Below are 15,617 nucleotides of genomic sequence, written 5' to 3'. Positions count from 1 at the left end.
CGAGAATTATCGAAATATCGTCAAAAGGGCTTTTCCGCTTCTGGAGACGCAATCCAGAAGCGTCCTCGGGGATCGAGTGTCTCCACAGGCGAGCAAGACAAACGGCCAGCCAAACCGGTCACCGGGCCATGGTTGCAGGCCGTGTCGGTGGGCACACTGAGCCTTTGCATTCACGAGAGGTCTTCATGAACAACCGCTGGCAGCGTGTGCCCATCAGGGCCGTCGGCATCGCGGTGCTCGGCATCGCGCTCGGCGCCGCGCAGGCGCAGGACAAGGACAAGGACGGCGCCACCACGCCCGTGGCTGCAGCGCCCACCGACATGCCGGCGTGGGTGCGTCGCGGCTTGCCGGGCCCGGGCCATCTCGCGCTCGCACCGCTGGCGGGCACCTGGCGCGTGCAGATGGGCGTCTACGCGACGCTGGGTCGGCGCGAAGACGCTCCGCCGATCACGTCCGATGACATCGTCACCCGCCGCCAATGGGTGGCCGGTGGCCGCTACCTCGAGGACACGACCGAAGGCACGCTGATGAAGTCGCGCTACTGGCGCCGCGGCTGGCTCGGCTACGACAACATGGCCGCGCGCTACGAATGGGTCACCATCGACGAGACGAACGCCGGAATGATGCGATATGCCAGCCAGTCGGGGTCGGTGCCGGGCACGCGCATCGACCTCTTCGGCACCTTCGTCGACCAGGGCGTCGCGGGCGAGGACTTCGTCGGCAAGGTGGTCCCGATGCGCACGGTGATCCACATCGAGAATCAGGACCGCCACGTCATCGAGCTCTACTTCACGCCACCGGGCCGCAAGGAGGCGCTGGCGACCCGCGCCGTCTACACGCGCACCGCCCCGTGAGCGAACCGATGGCGAACGCACGCACCGCGCCGCCGCGCTGAAGACCCCGCACCCGACGCGTGCGCTCAGCCCGCGCAAACTCCTCGGCATGAGCGCACCGCCACCCGACCTCGACCTGATGAGCCCGGTCCTGCAGGACCTGCGGCTGGTGCGCGCGTCCTACTGCCGCACCGACATGACCGCGCCCTGGGGCGTGCAGATTCCGCCCCAGGACGGCGTGTGTTTCCACTTCGCGGTCGAGGGCGGATGCTGGCTGAAGCTTCCGTCGCAGGAGCCGATCCGGATCGGCGCGGGCGATGTGGCGCTGCTGCCGCGCGGCACCGGTCATGCCATTGCCGACGCGCTCGACTCCCGTGTCCGGCCGCTCGAGGAGTTCGAGCAGGATCCGATCGGTCCCACCACGCACAACATGCGCGCCGGCGGTGGCGGTGCGCGCTCGCTGATCGTGTGCTGCTCGCTCGAGTTCGACGAACCGGCCGTGCACCCGCTCACGCAACTGATGCCGGCGGTCCTGGTCCTGCGGCGCGCCGATGCGAGCGACCCCGCACTGCCTGCGCTGCTGTCGCTGATGGCGGCCGAAGTGGCATCGCGCCGCGTCGGCGCCGCGACCGTGATGGCGCGGCTCGCCGATGCGGTGGTCACCTGCATGGTGCGCAGCTGGGCCGAGACCCACGCGGAAGACCTGAAGGGGTGGATGGCCGGTGCGCGCGACGCGCAGATCGGCCGGGCGCTCGCGGCGATCCATCGCCAGCCGGGTCATCTCTGGACGGTCGTTGCGCTGGCCGCGATCGCGGGCTTGTCGCGGTCGGTCTTCACCGAGCGCTTCAGCGCGGCGGTGGGGCTGTCGCCGGCGCGCTATCTCGCGCACTGGCGCATGCACGTGGCCGGCGGATGGCTGCGTCACGGTGGAGCGACCGTCGCCGACATCGCCCAGCGCCTGGGGTATGAGTCCGAAGCCTCCTTCAGCCGCGCCTTCAAACGCATCTTCGGTGTGCCGCCGGGAACGCTGCGCGCGCAGGCGCGCTGACGAGCGGGCGACAACGCCACCCGCGACGGCCCTCGACCGTTCAGCCGGGCGGAAACTTCACGCCGCGCAGCAGCAGTCGCATCGAGCGATCGACTTCCGGGTCTCGCCTGTCCTGCTCCGCCGGCCGTCCGTTCGCGACGAAGTGCGCCACCAGCTGCAACAGGCTCTCTGCCTCGATCGGCTTCTTGACGAACGCGTCGTAATCCTTGAACAGCTCGTGCACGACGGCCTCATCGCTGGCGCTGACGAAGACGAACGGGATGTCGGCGAGTGCAGGATTGGCTCGCAACGCGAGGCCCAGTTCGCTGCCGGTCATGTGCGGCATCATGAAATCCGAAAGAATCGCGGCCGGCTTCTCGCCGCCCAACAAGTCCAGCGCGGCCTTGCCATTCGCTGCCGCGGCCACCCGGTAGCCTTCCGCCTCCAGCAGCATCTGCAGCACTTCGGCGTTTCCGTACTCGTCTTCGACTATCAGGATCAACTTCATCGGCATGGTGCTCCCGAAAAGTTACGACACCGTCAGTCCGGCTGCGCCACACCCGAACTGAAACCTGGTGCGAGTCACGCGCACCCCACGCATCTTCCGGATGGCCAGTTCGCGGCCATCCTCCGCCCCGACAGCCTGCGACATCTCCAGCACATTGTCGAACCAGGCGATCAGGCCCTCGGCCGAGGGCCTGCCCGCCGCGGATCCGAGCGCGGCCGGATCCAATGTGAACACCGACGTTACGCCCCTCGCCTTCAATTCGCGCAATAGGCGCCCGATAAACCGATAGCCCCGCTCGGGAAACGCGACGGTGTCGGCGAGTGCAGCCAGGCCGTCGATCACCAGTCGTTTCGAGCCGAACTCGTCGACGAGCCGCAGCAGCTTGTGCCCGATCTGGTCCATGCCCTCGTCTTCCTGCGGCTCCCACTGGATCTCCAGTGCGCCGCTGTCGATGCCGTCGGAAATGGGCAGCGAGAAGGCTTCGCCGAAACGGACGAGATCGCCGGGAGCGTCGGCGCTCGTCAGCAGCAGGCACCGCTGCTGCAGGCTGGCCTGCGCGGCAAACGCCAACGCGAACAAGGTCTTGCCGGCGCCACTGTCGCCGACCACCACCGTGCTGCTGCCGCGGACGAAGCCGCCGTGAACACAGGCATCGTCCAGCGCCGCCATCCCCGAAGAAACAGGCCGCTCGTCGGCATGCGCATCGGCACGCGGGTTCCAGGGCAGGCCTTCGAGCCGCGGGAAGAAGCGCAGCCCCTCATCGGTGATGCAGAACGTGTGCATGCCCCGCTCGACCGCGCTGCCGCGGAACTTGCGGATCTGGATCCGGCGCTCGGCGCGCCATTGGTAGACGTAGTCCTCGAACGCGAAGATGCCGTCGACCATCGTCTGCTCGGCGTTGAGCGAGCGGTTGCCGCCGCTGGTCAGCAGCAGGCCGGTGCAGGTCATCGCGGAGGCCACGCTCTGCAAGCCGTGGACGAACTGCCGGATGCGCTCGTCGGGCCCCAGTTCCTGGTTCTCGACGACCAGGCCGTCGACGACGAACAGCGAGGCCTTGTGCCGTGCCAGTTCGCCGCGCACCAGGTCGACGACGGCCTTCAGGCCTTGCTGCTCCAGTTCGCGGTAGGCGCTGACGTAGATCACCGCGGAATTGACCGCTTCGGGCTTGAAGTAGGCCTGGCCCTGCATGTGCTGCACCATGCGCGAGTGCGACTCGGCGAGCAGGGTCACGTAGAGCGTCTTGGTGCCGTCGTTGGCATGCGCCTGGTAGGCGATCTGGTTCGCGAGGGTCGTCTTGCCGACGCCCGGAGGCCCTTCGAGGATGTAGACGCCGCCTTCGAACAGACCTCCGTGCAGGATCTCGTCAAGTCCGGGAACGGCCGTCGGCAACCTTTTCATCTCAGTCACTTTTTCTCCTGGCACTGCCACGAGGCCATCTTATCGCCGCATCGCAGCGACGCCGCGGCAGACGCCGGTGGCGACGAGGCCGGTGGTGGCCAGCATCGCCGCCGTGTGAACCAGCACGGCCGCCAGCGCGAGGCCCAGCGAGCCCGACGCGGTGATTTCGCGCGCCGGGTTGCCGGCGAGGCACAGCGGCATGAACGCCGGCACCAGCATCAGGGCCGGCGCCGTGCGCGGTGGTCATCAGGAACGACCATGTCGCCATCAGCGCGCGGCCGGCGTTCGAGGCGCCGGCCGCGGCGGGTGCTGCCGGGCCTCGCAGCGCGCGACAGGCCGCCACCCCGATGAGCAGCATGGCCAGCAGCCCACCGGCCACCCACCAGACGCTGTCCCGGTCCACCGACCCGCCGTGCGCGAACACGAACGCCACCGCCACGATCGACGCCACATGCCCGAGGCCGATGGCGCACAGCGCCCGGCGCACCGGCGCTCTCTCGCGCATGCGCAGGCCGCAGGCCGCCACGAGCCCCCAGCCGTTGAGCGGGCTCAGCCCGTGCAAGGCACCGAGCCCGGCGAGCGCCAGCCACGGCCACAGGCTGGCCATGGCTCAGGCATGCGCCGAGCAGCACGAAGCCGCTGCTGCCTTCGCGGGCGGCGCGGTCTCGTAGCGGTCGTGATGGCGCACCCACTCCATCGTGTGGCTCATGCCCTCTTCGTCGCGGCCCTTCGGCGTCAGGTCCAGCAGGTCGTAGGTGCCCATCATCAGCTCGACGCCGCGCCCGAAGGTCGAGTAGGTGTGGAACACCCGGCCGGCGTCGTCCTTGCAGAACACGCTGATGCCGGGCGCCTCTTCGGCCGGGAACGGCTGCAGCTTGTAGTTGTAGTAGGCCTCGCCGCGCGCCACCTCGTCCGGCGTGAACGTGACGCCGAAATCGCGGTTGAAGTCGGTGCCGTTCGACGACACCCAGCGGAACTGCCAGCCCATGCGTTCGCGAAAGCGCTCGATCTCGGCCAGCGGCGCGCGCGACACCACCAGCATCGCGACGTCGCGATGCGCCAGGTGCGGCACGGCCCCGTCGAGGTGGTCGGCCATGAACGAGCAGCTCTTGCAGCCCGCTTCCCAGCCGGGTGCGAGCATGAAGTGCTGCACCACGAGTTGCCGGCGGCCTTCGAACAGCTCGGCCAGCGAGCGCTTGCCGTCGGGGGTGTCGAAGAGGTAGTCGGTCTCGACGCGCACCCACGGCAGCGCGCGGCGCTGGCGCGCCAGTTCGTCGTGCTGCCGGGTCAGCGCCTTCTCGCGCTCCAGCAGCGCCTTGCGCTCGGCGATCCAGCGGTCACGGGAAACGACGGGATGGTTCACGGTGTTGTCAGTGCTCATGGCGATGCTCCTCGGCTCGGCGAGCCGTTCGGGTGGAAGGACGGGTTGAGGGGAGGGATGAAGAGAGGGCGATGCGAGCGTCCAGCCGCTCACGCTTTCGGGCGCCGCACGGCGCGGACCTTGCCGGTGCCGCCGCCGCCGCAATAGAAGAGGTCGGCGCCATCGGATTCGAGTCCGCTGACGTTGACGCCGGCCGGCATCGTCAGCCGGTCCAGCACGGCGCCGCTCTGCGGGTCGATGCGACGCACCTCGCTCTCGTCGCCCTCCCAGGTGCCGTGCCACAGCTCGCCGTCGACCCAGGTCACGCCGGTGACGAAGCGGTTGGATTCGATGGTCCGCCGGATCGCGCCAGTGGCCGGGTCGATCTGGTGGATCCTGCGTTCGCGGTGCTGCCCGACCCACAGGCTGCCCTCGGCCCATGCGAGCCCCGAGTCGCCGCCGTGGCCCGGTGCCGGAATCGACGCCAGCACCTGGCCGCTCACCGGGTCGATCTTGTCGATGCGCGATTCGGCGATCTGGTACAGGTGGGTGCCGTCGAACGCGGTGCCGGCATCGCAGGGCAGCTTCAGCGTGCGCGTCGTGTTGCCGCTCGCCGGATCGAACGCCACCAGCGCGGCGCCGGTGGCGGCCCACACCTGGTGGCCGTCGTGCGTGACGCCGGCCACCTTGGTCGAATCGCCGAACGGGCCGTACTCGCGCACGATCTCGGCCATGCGCGCCCGGGGGGCCGGGGTCTGCGGGGTCTTGAGGTTCACTGCTGCTCCTTGTCTCGCGCCGCGGATCGGCGCCGTGAGACAACTCTATGCAATCGGCAGCGCAGCAGGGAGTAACAAGATCGTCGTGAAACCGGCCAGCGGCGGTGCGAGCCAGCGGCGCGAGCGCGCCTGCCCGATCGCCCGCACGCGGCCGGCGGCTTCGAGCTCGGCGAGCGCGCGCTGCACGGTGCGCTGGCTGGCGCCGAGGGCCAGCGCCAAAGCCGAGGTCGACCAGGCCGCACCGTCGCACAGCAGCGCCAGCAGCGAACCCGGGTCGCCATCGATCGGCGGTGCGAGCAGCACGACCTCGCGCGCACCGCGCGGCTGGAGCACGAAGCCGCGCGAGGTCGCTTCGAGGTCGGCCAGCGGCTTGACCAGCGCGCGCAGCCGGCCGATCTCGACCCGCAGCCGCGCCCGGTGCGTCGCGTCGGGGCGGCGGGTGTTGAACACACGCTCGATCAGCTCGTCGCGGTCGACGTCGCCCGGCCACGCCTGCGCCAGCGCGCGCGCCAGCCCGAACAGCACCGGCCGGCGGGCCAGCGGCAACCAGGTGTCCGCCGCCTGCAGCCCGTGGCGGCAGGCATCGACGACCAGCGCGTCGGAGCCCAGCAGCGCCGCGACCTCGTCGATGCGCAAGGCCTGTTCGCCGCCGGCGTCGGGGTGGCGCACGCGGCGCGCGGCCGGCCGGTCGAGCGCGGCCTGTGCCTCGGCCACCTCGGCGGCGAGCGCGGGCACGCCGGCACGCTCCGCGGCCGCCTGCGCGCGAACGAGCGCCGCACGCGCCGGCACGGGCCGCAGCGAGCGCAGCGCGAGTTCGGCGGCGCTCAGTTCGGCCACGGCCGCGAGCGATGCCGGCAGCCCGCGCACATCGAGCTGCGCGAGCGCGGCGCCGGCCTCGTCGAGCCGGCCCAGCAGCAGCAGCCGGCGCGCGGCGATCAGGCGCGCCTGCAGCGCATTCGCGTGGTCGTCGCGCGCCTCGAGTGCGAGCGCGGCATCGGCCAGCGCGCGCGGCGAGCCGCCGAGGTCGCGCATCGCCAGCGCCACCTCGGCCTCGGCGACGACGCAGCGCGCCCGCGCCAGCCCTTCATGCGCGCCGAAGCCGCGGGCCGCGCTGCGCAGCAGTTCGCGGGCGCGCGGGTGCTCACCGAGTTGCGCCATCGCGATGCCGCGCAGCGCCAGCGCCGGCGGGTCGTCGCGCAGCGCGATCCGCTTCAGCGCGCCGAGCGGGTCGCCGGCGGCCAGCGCGCGCGCCGAGGCAGTGATCAGGGAATCCATCGCGCAAGGCTACCTCGGCCCGCGCCGGTGCCCGATGTCGAGCCGTTCAGGCCATCTCGGCCGGCTCGGTGTCGGTGCGCGGCCGCAGTGCCAGCGACAGCAGCTCGTCGAGGCGGTGGTACGCGAGGCTCGCGCCCGACACGAAGTCGGTGCCCTGCCCGTGCGAGAAGCGGGCCGAGTCGAGCACCGCAGCCAGGCTTCGCCATGCGCGGGTGCGGCTGGCCAGCGGCGACAGCAGGTGGCGCCCGCCGTGCGTCTCGCTCAGGCCGAGCTGCTCGCCGAGGTTCTGCGCCTGCGCCATCATGTCCAGGCTCAGCATCAGGCCCTCGCTCGCATACAGCCAGCCCAGCGCCTCCATCAGCCCGAGGCCATGGGTCGCCGGTGTCGCGCCGGGGTTCGGCGGCCAGGCCCGCAGGTCTTGCAGATCGGCCTCCATGCGGCGCGCGCGCGGTGCGTCGACCAGCTCGGGGTCGGGGATCACGCGCCAGACTTCCTCGTCGGCATAGAGCCGCCGAACGTCGGCGAGCATGTGGTACAGCACCGTCAGGAAGCCGGCGTAGTGTTCGGCGGTCCGGAACGGCTCGATCAGGTTCAGGCCGTCGCGCAGGTAGTCGTGCAGGAAACCGGCGTCTTCGCTGAGCCGCTGCGTCAGGGGCCTGCCCGACGGCGTCGGCGCGAACGGCGCCGGCACGGTCGGGAACTGCAGGGCGATGTACGGGGTGTGCATGGGCGCGCGTGGGGTCTCGGTGATCGGGGGTCAGCGGTTGGCATGCTGCATCGGCTGCGTCGGCGCGAAGCCGTGCTCCGGCAGCGTCGGCCTTTCGGTCAGCGAACTCAGCGAACTCAGCGAACGGGATGTCGCCTGCGGATACCCCGGCGAGCGCACCTGCACCTGCGCGCTCGCCGGGTGGTCGGCCGCCTCGCGCAGGCGTTGCTTCGCCCGCACCTCCTTCAGCTCCTGCGCCTGTTTCGCGAAGGTGGTCTGGAAGCGGTTCAGCTCCTTCCTGTGCCGGCGCTCGACCTGGCCCAGCACGATGGAGACGCGGCGCGACACCCGCTTCATCTCGCGCGCCCGCCCGAAGTGCCAGCCGGTCGCCACGCCGGCCGCCAGGAGCACCGCCGCACTGCCGAGCCACAGCAACAGCTCGGTCATGCGGGTTCTCCTTGCGGGCGGATCTCGTGCTGCGCCAACGGCGCGCGACGCGTGTGCCGTTGCCCGGAACCCGGCCTGCGGGCGCGCAGGTCCGCGCCGCCGAGGCGGGCGCGGTATTCGGCCGGCGTGCAGCCGAGCTGGCGAACGAACGCACGGCGCATGCGTTCGTCGTCGACGAAGCCGCTCTGGGCCGCGATCGCCTTGATCGACACCGGCGACGACTCCAGCAGGTGGCAGGCACGCTCGACGCGCAGCTGCTCCACCACCTTGGCCGGCGTCTGCCCGGTGCTGCGCACGAAGAAGCGGGCGAAATTGCGCGGGCTCATGCCGGCGCGCCCGGCCATGTCGGTCACCGTGGTGGGCTGGCTCAGGCGCGTCGCGACCCAGCCGAGCAGGTCGGTCAGCATGCTGTCGGTGCCGCGTTGCGCGAGGCGCTCCTGCAGGTTCAGCAAGGTGCTGCGCTGCGCCTGGCTGCCGGAGCGCGCCATGAACACGACCAGCGTGCGGGCGACGTCCAGCCCGATCTGCGGACCCAGGTCGGCGCGCACCAGCGCGAGTGCCATGTCGATGCCGGCCGTCATGCCGGCGGCCGTCCAGAACTTGCCCGACTGCACGTAGATCGGGTCGTCTTCGAGTTGCACGCGCGGGAAGCGTGCCCTGAAATCGTCGCCATTCCCCGCCAGCGTGACCGCGCGCTGGCCATTCAACAGGCCGGCGGCGGCCAGCAGGAACGAACCGGTGCCGATCGAGCCGACGCGCCGCGCCTTCGGTGCGGCCTGGGCGATCCAGTCGATCAGCACCGCATCGCGCAGCGCCGGCCCGATCTCCGGGCCGCCGCACACCAGCAGCGTGTCGACGGTGGCCGGTGGCAGGCTGTCCAGCGGCTGGGTCTGCAGCGCGAACCCCGCCGAGGTGGCGACCCCGCCGCCGTGCCGCGAGACACAGGCGACGCGGTAGGCCGGGGGCCGGTTGGCCCGCGCGAGCAGCGCGTTGGCCACGGTGAACACTTCGGCCGGACCGGCCACGCCGACGATGCTGGATCCGTCCGGTACGAGCACGGCCATGCATCGCACATCCGAGATAGCTTCCATTCTTTTTGTACTCCCTGTCCCAACATTGTTGCTGTTCGTAACAGGGCTATCTTCTCCGGCGAGTGTGGGATTCGACTGTGTACTTTCTCGCACATCGACCTCCCTTGGCGCGAATGGAGGTCGTATTGGCCTTAACCGATGGGTCGGGAGGGGCGGGTCCTCCCGGGGGTGAGGGCTGTCAGGTCATCGTCGCGCGGACGGCTTCCGGCGCATCGGCACGGGTGTTGATCTCGACCAGCAAGCCGCCGGGCGCGACGCAGAAGAAGCGCGTGCCGCGCGGGCTGCGCACCAGCTCGACCTGGATCTCGATGCCGTCGGCCTTGAAGCGCTCGTACAGCGTGCGCACGTCCTCGGCCGTCGGCAGCTCGAAGCCGATGTGGAAGTTGTGCGGCCAGTCGACCTGGAAGCCCTGCGCCTGCTCGAGCACGATGTCGAAGCCGGGCCGCTTCAGGATGTTGTAGCCCGGGTGGGCGGTGGACGTGCAGCCGAGCCGCTGCTCGAAGAAGCGGGTGCTCGCGGCGAGGTCGTTCGACGGGAAGCTCAGGTGGTTGAGCTTCATGGTGGTGGTGATGTGGTTCATGGGGCGATGCCTCGGGTGAGAAAGGACGGCATCGTAGGAAGCGGGGGCCGTTCGATCTACTCGCATCGGCAGGCGCTCGGCCGGCCCCGGGACGGACGGCGGCTCAGCGCTTGTCCGACTCGCTTTCGGGGCTGACGGCGGCCAGGCGCAGGTAGCCGAAGACGGCGGCCTCGACGCGCCGGCGCAGCGCCGGCTCGTCGGATTCGCCGCGTTCCCCGGCACCGTCGACGAGGCCGCGCACGATGGCGCCGACATCGTCGACCGCCCGTTCGGGGTCGGGCTGGCGCGGCAGGTCGGCGCGCCCCAGCAACTCGGCGACCACCGAGCGGAACGCCCCCTTGACCACCGCGGCACGCAGCTCGGGACGGCTCTCTTCGACATCGAGCAGGCGCGCCAGCTCGGGCCGCCGCAGCTGCTGCGCCACCGAGGCGGCGATCAGCACGCGCAAGGCGGTCGCGCCGTCCGGCTGCGCCAGCGCGGCCCGCGCCTCGGCATGGAAGCGCTCGCCCTCGCGCTGCATCAGCCCGAGCGTCAGCGCCTCCTTGGACGGGAAGTATTGGTACAGCGAGCCGATGCCGACGCCCGCCCGCTCGGCCACCGCGTTCGTGTTGAAGCCGGCCATGCCGCGGGCTTCGAGCACCTGCGCCGCGGCCTCGAGCAGCGCTTCGACCGTGCGCTGCGAACGGGCCTGCTGCGGTGCCTTGCGGGGTGTCAGCGGAGGGGGGCGGGGCATGGGCGGATTCTCGCGCGTCGTCGGCTATGCTGCGCCGTACCCCGCGTCCCTTGTCCCGCATCACCGAAGGATGACCATGACCCGACTGCCCCTCATTCGCGCGACCTGCCTGTCCGCGCTGTCGCTGCTGGCCCTCGGCACCCAGCTGCCGGTCCAGGCCGAGAGCTTCGCTTCGTCGGCCTCGAGTGCCGGATCGGCCTCGTCCGGCAGCGTGTCCGATTCGATCAAGGGGTCGAGCAACAGCTCGAAGCGCGACAAGGACGTCGCCGAAGGCCAGTACCGCGTGATCGAGGTGGCCGAGGTGGCGGAAGTCGCCGGCCGCCCCGCGATGATGCAGCTGACGCTGCAGGCCACCGCGGACGGTGCGTCGCGCGAGTTCATCCTCGAGTTGCCGCGCCAGGCGCTCGCTGCGCGGCCGCTCGGCACCGGGGACCTGGTGCAGGCGAATCAGCGCCCGTACGGTTTCGAGTTCGCCCGTGTCGACACCCGCGAGGCCTTCTTCCTCGTGCTGACCGACGACTGGCGGCGCGACCTCGATTCGCGCGTCGTCACGCTGTGACGGTGCCCCGCGGCCGCACGGCGGTCGCGGCGGCGGTGCTGGCCTGCGGTGCCTGGTGCGGCGGCGCGCAGGCCGCCAGCGCGCAGTTCTGCGATCGCCCGGCGGCGATCGATGCCGGCCAGCAGGACAAGCTGCTGCGCTTCGCCGCCGTGGTGCGCCGGCAACTCGATCGCTCGGGCCGCAACGTGGCCTTGATCTCGCGCTCGGGGCTGGACCTGAGCCGCTTCGGGCTGCTCTATTCGCACGCCGGCATCCTGCTGAAAGCCGATGCCGACAGCGCCTGGTCGGTGCGCCAGCTCTACTACGCCTGCGAGGAATCGCGTCCGCGCCTCTTCGACCAGGGCGTAGCCGGCTTCCTGCTCGGTGCCGACCGGCCGTCCATCGGCCACGTCTCGATCGTGCTGCTGCCCGAAGCCGAGGGCGCCGCGCTCGCGCGCACGTCGCTCGACCGCCGGCTGGCGCTCGACCTGCTGGCGGCCCGCTACAGCGCCAATGCCTACGTGTTCAGCACGCGCTACCAGAACTGCAACCAATGGGTGATGGAGCTGATCGCCAGCGCCTGGGGCGGCTTCGACCCGGGCCGCGTTTCGCGCGAGCAGGCGCAGCAGTGGCTGAAGGCGCAGGGCTACGCGCCGGCGCCGGTCGAGATCGGCTCGCACGGGCTGATGTTCGCGGCGCAGTTCGTGCCGTTGATCCACGTCGACGACCACCCGCGCGACGACCTCTACGCGATGGCGCTGCACATCAGCACGCCGGCCGCGATCGAGGCTTTCGTGCACCGGCAGCTGCCGCAGGCCGAGCGCGTGGAGCTGTGCCACGACGAGCACAAGGTGGTGGTGCGCCGCGGCTGGCAGCCGCTCGGCCCGGGCTGCGAAGCGGGCGCCGGCGACGAGACCTTGGCGTTCGATTGATACAAAGTCGAAGGACCGGGCTTCGGATTCGGCCCCGTTGCCTTCGCATGAATCCGGTGATCACCACCGCTGCCGGTCGAATACTGAATTCCTCATTCAAACCGGATTGAAAAGGAATTCACGATGGACAACGGACGCCTCGGGCCGCGCTACGGCTCGTACCAACCCGCCAGCAGCAGGTCCCAGCCGCGCGACATCCCAAGCCGTTCGCGCGGTCCGACGGACGATTCATGGGGCCCGTCGCCGTCGCGCTCGTCGGCCATCGGCATCCCCGGCGGCGGCGGCGGTCGCCGGCGGCGCGACAGCTTCGATTCCATCTCGTCGGGCGACGAGTCGGACGGCGGCTACCCGCGTCCCAGCGCGTCGACGCGGGCGCCGCGGCGCGACCTGCCGCGTCCGCAGGGCGTCGAGGTCTACCGGCACACGACGGATGAACGCAACTACGACAGCATTTCCGACGTCGGCCTGCACGCAGGCCACCACGTCGGCATCGGCGACCCCACGGGCCGCGCCAGCACCGACGGCGTCTATGTCGTGAACCCGGGCCGGCACATCATGGACAGCCAGGGTGGCAACGTGATGGTGGCCTCGTCGCGGCCGCCGTCGCACGACCCGCTGTATCACGGTGAAGCGGGAGTCTTCCGCCAGAGCCACATTCCGCCGATGCGCGAGGCGCGGTATGGCCGTGGTGGACCTCAACCCACCCATTCGGCAGTGTTCCCGATGACGCCGTACACGGCCGACGGCGCGGCCGCGATGTACCGGCATCACAACCCGGGCTCGAGCATTTCAGGTCCCGATGCGGCCGGTGCGATGTACTCGCAGTTCAACCGGAATTACCCGATGCATGCGCCGCATCCGGAGGACCAGAGCCGGTACTACACGCCGGAGAGCCGGTACCAGCAGACGCTCGCTCCCCGCCAGCGCGTGTCGGGCCCTTCGGATCCGGTCAGCAGCGTCAGCTACAACACGCCGCCGCGCGGAAGTTTCATCCCGTCGCACCGCCATCCGGACGATCCGTACTACGACCGCTGAGCGGCTTGCGCTGCCATCGTTCTGACCGCGTCGGGCCATCGACGCGACATCGGCGCTCCCTCCCCTCGCAGCCACATCAACCGTGGCACGAGGGGAGAGAGCAGAGAGCTGCACGCACTGGTTCATCAGCTATTCGTTCTACCACCCGCGCGACTGGTCGGACACGGCCTTCGACCAGGAGCACGAGAACGACCTCGAAGGCGCGATCATCTCGGTGCGCAAGGACGGCACGCCGTTCGGCACGATGGAGGGAATGATCACCGTCTTCCACACCGATTTCTTCGCGTTCACGCCGGCCGGCAGCCCGTACCGCAACGGCCATGAAACCTCGACGGCACGGTGTCGTTCGAGATGGACAACGGCACCAACCGCATGAAGACGGTGCAGGAGGCCAAGGGCCATGGGCTGAAGGCCTGGCCGTATGCGTCGAATTTCAACGGCGCGGCCAACCAGGACGGCATCGTCTACTACCCGACGCTTGGCACGCCGGGCCACCCACTGTCGGGCAACGGCTGCGCGACAGCGGCTTCTACGGCCACGCGCCGGCGGGGTTCCAGTCGCAGCTGGACCTGAACACGCTGTACGGGAAGCTGGTGAACAGCTGCTCGTAGCCGCGCTACGCCAACCGCTGCGTGATGGTTCTCACAACGCGCTCCGGCGCCTCCGCCAGCAGCGCAGGCCACAGCGCGCGGGCACGTTCGCTCGTCTCGCGCACGACGCGCCGGAACCGGTTGAACGCCAGCAGGCCTGCCGCCTTGGCCAGCGCCTCCGCGGCATTTTCGTTCCACGCCTTCAGCGATTCGTCCATCCGGCGGTTCTGCGACAGCGCGCGCGGGTCGGCCGGATCGAAGTAGGCCGCGACGCACACCATGTCATAGGCCGGCGCGAGCCGCGGGTGCATGCCGTCTTCGTACAGCAGCGCCCAGTTCTTCGAATGCGCATCGGTGTTGCCCATCAGCGCATACGCCGTCCAGCGGCGGAACACCTCGTCGAGATCGTGCACGTCGCTGGCCGGGGATTGCTTCAGCAGCACCAGCAAGGCCCGCATCGCGGCCGGCAGGTCGCGGTACTTGCGGCGGCTGTCGATGCCGAGCGCCTGCGTCAGCTCCTCGAAGTGCACGCGCTGCGTGCGGCCGTCGAGCAGCGGCCGGCGGTCGAAGCGCGGCACGTGCAGGTAGTGGCTGAACGGCAGTGCGACACCGGGCAGCTCGAGCTCGGCCACCGGCCGCGCACTCGCGCCGGCCGTGCGCACGCCGACCGCCTCGGCCAACCGGTAGCAGCATGCCTCGTTGTGCACCAGGTCCGGGTACGCCGTTGACGGCAGCTTCACCAGCACCTCGCCGGCCTCGGTGCCGCTGCGCACCACATAGCGCGCGCCGCGGTGCACCATCGAGAACTTGGTGACGAAGCCGCCGAGCGAGAAGCCGTCTTCGACCGGCGCGGCCACCGCCGACGGCTCCAGCGGCTCCAGCCGTTTCGTCGCATGCAGCTCGACCACGCCGGTCGGAACCTCATGCGCCGGCAGCACTTCCAGCGCGCCGGGCAGGTCGTGGCCGGCGGCGGCCAGCAGCTCGAACTCGTCGTCGCGCTCGACGCCGCGCCGCTCGGCCAGCCGGTCGCGGTTGTGCCCCTCGGGCAGCATGTTCTCGAAGAACACCGGCAGCCGGCCGATGCGCACCAGGCGTTCGTCGTTGACGGCCGAAAGGATCGCGCGGGTCTGTGCCTCGTCGGCCCCGCGGTACAGCTGCGACAGCGTCGGCCGGGTCGCGTCGCCGACGTAGGCCTCGTCGAACGACACGCGGATGTTGTCGCCGACCTGCGACAGCCAGCCGATGCGCCGCGGCTGTGCCGCATCGGGCACGTGCAGCCGCAGCTCGGCCATCGTGATCGGGTCGGTGTGGCGACCGGCGTGGCGGTTCATGAGGGCGTCTCGCCGTCGTCGTCGTCGTCGATGTTGGTGGTCTTGTCGACGCCGTACCGGAACGCCTGCTGCGCCACCCCGAGCGGCGCGCTGACACCGGCCGGCAGCGACACCGACTGCCCCTGGTTGGCGATGAACGCGACCGTCTCGGCCAGCAGCGCCTTGGGCACCGGCACCAGCGTGTAGCCGAGTTCGTCGAACAGCGCGGTCAGCGTCGACAGCCGCGCATCGGCCTGGCCTTCGGCCGCCGCCACGGTCAGCCGGCTCAGCCCGGTGCGCTCGGCCAGGCTCACCAGCGAGCGGCGGCCGGCACGGCGCAAGGCCTTCAGCTGTGCAGGCAGCGGCTGCTGCGGCTCGACGATCTGGGAAACCCGCGGCGTGGCATCGGTTTGCATGGCAAAGCAATCATTTTCATCAGAATGATTGCTTCACTATACATTGACTGGAAAACCATGCA

General features: G+C 70.4%; 20 protein-coding genes. 7 read left to right on the top strand and 13 right to left on the bottom strand.

From position 1 onward, the window contains the following. Nucleotides 1-185 precede the first annotated feature (185 nt). Together ASC98_RS13580 and ASC98_RS13575 are read left to right on the top strand one after the other, a co-directional pair. Nucleotides 186-854, top strand: a complete 669-nt coding sequence (locus tag ASC98_RS13580) for a DUF1579 family protein (RefSeq protein ID WP_056811684.1) — start codon at nucleotides 186-188, stop codon at nucleotides 852-854. 118 nt (nucleotides 855-972) lie between these two features. Further along, entirely contained in the window at nucleotides 973-1,881 is a 909-nt protein-coding gene (locus tag ASC98_RS13575; protein WP_200952957.1) for an AraC family transcriptional regulator, read from the top strand. Between the two features lie 40 nt (nucleotides 1,882-1,921). On the opposite strand, the gene ASC98_RS13570 is transcribed toward ASC98_RS13575, so the two are convergent. The 11 genes from ASC98_RS13570 to ASC98_RS13520 form a co-directional block, all read right to left on the bottom strand. Then, a complete protein-coding gene (locus ASC98_RS13570) occupies nucleotides 1,922-2,368 on the bottom strand; it encodes a response regulator (protein WP_056811678.1) in 447 nt (148 codons plus the stop codon). Nucleotides 2,369-2,389: 21 nt separating this feature from the next. Beyond that, nucleotides 2,390-3,766 carry an ATPase domain-containing protein gene (locus ASC98_RS13565; RefSeq protein WP_082541621.1) on the bottom strand — a complete coding sequence of 459 codons (1,377 nt, stop codon included), beginning with the start codon at nucleotides 3,764-3,766 and terminating at the stop codon, nucleotides 2,390-2,392. A gap of 39 nt (nucleotides 3,767-3,805) precedes the next feature. Next, entirely contained in the window at nucleotides 3,806-3,985 is a 180-nt protein-coding gene (locus ASC98_RS30360; protein WP_056820025.1) for a hypothetical protein, read from the bottom strand. Nucleotides 3,986-4,376: 391 nt separating this feature from the next. Next, on the bottom strand, nucleotides 4,377-5,147 hold the full coding sequence (locus ASC98_RS13555) for a thioredoxin family protein (RefSeq protein WP_056811667.1): 771 nt from the start codon (nucleotides 5,145-5,147) through the stop codon (nucleotides 4,377-4,379). 89 nt (nucleotides 5,148-5,236) lie between these two features. Beyond that, nucleotides 5,237-5,860: a PQQ-binding-like beta-propeller repeat protein gene (locus ASC98_RS13550; protein WP_056811665.1), complete on the bottom strand. Its 624-nt coding sequence runs from the start codon at nucleotides 5,858-5,860 to the stop codon at nucleotides 5,237-5,239. 87 nt (nucleotides 5,861-5,947) lie between these two features. Further along, nucleotides 5,948-7,177 carry a hypothetical protein gene (locus ASC98_RS13545; protein ID WP_056811662.1) on the bottom strand — a complete coding sequence of 410 codons (1,230 nt, stop codon included), beginning with the start codon at nucleotides 7,175-7,177 and terminating at the stop codon, nucleotides 5,948-5,950. A gap of 46 nt (nucleotides 7,178-7,223) precedes the next feature. Next, the gene (locus ASC98_RS13540) at nucleotides 7,224-7,904 is read right to left on the bottom strand and encodes a biliverdin-producing heme oxygenase (protein WP_056811659.1); all 681 of its coding nucleotides are present in this window, start codon (nucleotides 7,902-7,904) and stop codon (nucleotides 7,224-7,226) included. Between the two features lie 30 nt (nucleotides 7,905-7,934). Continuing rightward, nucleotides 7,935-8,330 carry a hypothetical protein gene (locus tag ASC98_RS13535; protein ID WP_056811656.1) on the bottom strand — a complete coding sequence of 132 codons (396 nt, stop codon included), beginning with the start codon at nucleotides 8,328-8,330 and terminating at the stop codon, nucleotides 7,935-7,937. After that, nucleotides 8,327-9,394 (bottom strand): GlxA family transcriptional regulator, encoded by a 1,068-nt coding sequence (locus ASC98_RS13530; protein WP_056811653.1) that lies wholly within the window; start codon nucleotides 9,392-9,394, stop codon nucleotides 8,327-8,329. Before ASC98_RS13530 ends, ASC98_RS13535 begins: the two co-directional genes overlap by 4 nt. A 205-nt stretch (nucleotides 9,395-9,599) precedes the next feature. After that, nucleotides 9,600-10,001: a VOC family protein gene (locus tag ASC98_RS13525; RefSeq protein ID WP_235581257.1), complete on the bottom strand. Its 402-nt coding sequence runs from the start codon at nucleotides 9,999-10,001 to the stop codon at nucleotides 9,600-9,602. Between the two features lie 103 nt (nucleotides 10,002-10,104). Beyond that, on the bottom strand, nucleotides 10,105-10,734 hold the full coding sequence (locus tag ASC98_RS13520; protein WP_056811650.1) for a TetR/AcrR family transcriptional regulator: 630 nt from the start codon (nucleotides 10,732-10,734) through the stop codon (nucleotides 10,105-10,107). 76 nt (nucleotides 10,735-10,810) lie between these two features. Between ASC98_RS13520 and ASC98_RS13515 the strand changes: the two genes are divergently transcribed. The 5 genes from ASC98_RS13515 to ASC98_RS13500 all read left to right on the top strand — a co-directional run bounded on the left by ASC98_RS13515 (nucleotide 10,811) and on the right by ASC98_RS13500 (nucleotide 13,812). Further along, on the top strand, nucleotides 10,811-11,293 hold the full coding sequence (locus ASC98_RS13515; protein ID WP_056812141.1) for a hypothetical protein: 483 nt from the start codon (nucleotides 10,811-10,813) through the stop codon (nucleotides 11,291-11,293). 2 nt (nucleotides 11,294-11,295) lie between these two features. Then, nucleotides 11,296-12,204, top strand: coding sequence for a DUF2145 domain-containing protein (locus tag ASC98_RS13510; RefSeq protein WP_200952971.1), 909 nt, complete (start codon nucleotides 11,296-11,298; stop codon nucleotides 12,202-12,204). 123 nt (nucleotides 12,205-12,327) lie between these two features. After that, entirely contained in the window at nucleotides 12,328-13,239 is a 912-nt protein-coding gene (locus tag ASC98_RS13505; RefSeq protein WP_056811643.1) for a hypothetical protein, read from the top strand. Between the two features lie 82 nt (nucleotides 13,240-13,321). Continuing rightward, nucleotides 13,322-13,615 (top strand): hypothetical protein, encoded by a 294-nt coding sequence (locus tag ASC98_RS30355; protein WP_157597700.1) that lies wholly within the window; start codon nucleotides 13,322-13,324, stop codon nucleotides 13,613-13,615. After that, the gene (locus tag ASC98_RS13500; protein WP_157597701.1) at nucleotides 13,591-13,812 is read left to right on the top strand and encodes a hypothetical protein; all 222 of its coding nucleotides are present in this window, start codon (nucleotides 13,591-13,593) and stop codon (nucleotides 13,810-13,812) included. Before ASC98_RS30355 ends, ASC98_RS13500 begins: the two co-directional genes overlap by 25 nt. A 43-nt stretch (nucleotides 13,813-13,855) precedes the next feature. On the opposite strand, the gene ASC98_RS13495 is transcribed toward ASC98_RS13500, so the two are convergent. Beyond that, entirely contained in the window at nucleotides 13,856-15,160 is a 1,305-nt protein-coding gene (locus ASC98_RS13495) for a type II toxin-antitoxin system HipA family toxin (RefSeq protein ID WP_235581256.1), read from the bottom strand. Continuing rightward, nucleotides 15,157-15,555: an Lrp/AsnC family transcriptional regulator gene (locus ASC98_RS13490; protein WP_056811636.1), complete on the bottom strand. Its 399-nt coding sequence runs from the start codon at nucleotides 15,553-15,555 to the stop codon at nucleotides 15,157-15,159. The genes ASC98_RS13495 and ASC98_RS13490 overlap by 4 nt, the downstream gene beginning before the upstream one ends. Nucleotides 15,556-15,617: the final 62 nt, after the last annotated feature.

The sequence above is a fragment of the Rhizobacter sp. Root1238 genome, assembly GCF_001425825.1.
Taxonomy (GTDB): domain Bacteria; phylum Pseudomonadota; class Gammaproteobacteria; order Burkholderiales; family Burkholderiaceae_C; genus Rhizobacter.
Note: the sequence above shows the minus strand (reverse complement) of the source record. Positions and strands in the feature narration are given on the sequence as shown.